1 protein-coding gene is annotated in these 658 nt (G+C 71.9%); it reads left to right on the top strand.

Going from position 1 to position 658, the window contains the following annotated elements:
* Window positions 1-658, top strand: a 658-nt coding sequence (locus ACTWQJ_RS52020; RefSeq protein WP_443313301.1) for an AMP-binding protein, incomplete at both ends; no start/stop codon positions are given.

Raw genomic sequence — 658 nt, 5'->3', positions numbered from 1 at the left:
CCGCGACGGCGGGGCAGGTGCCGGCCGGCGTGGAGGTGGTGCTGCTGGAGGAGACGCCCGAAGCACCGGCGGGACCGCTGGACACGGTCGTGACCCCGGACCAGCTCGCCTACGTCATCTACACCTCGGGTTCGACGGGTCGGCCGAAGGGTGTGGCCGTCGCGCACGGTGGGGTGGCGAACCTGGCCGAGGTGATGCGCCCGGTGCTGGGTGTGGAACCGGGCACGGTGGCGTTGCAGTTCGCGTCGTTCAGCTTTGACGCGGCGGTGCTCGATGTCGCGGTGACGCTGGGCGGCGGCGGCACCCTGGCGATCGCGACGAGTGAGGAACGCATCGAACCGGCCGCGTTGGCGGAGATGATCCGTACGGCGGGTGTGCGGGTGGCGAGCGTGGTGCCGTCCCTGCTCGGCGTGCTGGAGCCGGAAGCGGTTCCGGGGGTCGAGAACTGGGTGCTGGGTGCCGAGCGCCTGACTGCCGGTCTGGCCGCCCGCTGGCGGGCGCAGGCTCGCGTCTGGAACACCTACGGCCCCACCGAGGCGACCGTCATCTCGACGGCGACGCTGCTGGAGGAGGGCATCAGCCCGGAGGATGCGCCTCCGGTGATCGGCTCGCCGATCGGCAACACCCGGACCTTCGTCCTGGACGACTTCCTGCGTCC

It is taken from the genome of Streptomyces sp. KR55 (genome assembly GCF_052245645.1).
Taxonomy (GTDB): Bacteria; Actinomycetota; Actinomycetes; order Streptomycetales; family Streptomycetaceae; genus Streptomyces; species Streptomyces flavusporus.
This window is presented reverse-complemented; position numbering and strand designations above follow the sequence as displayed.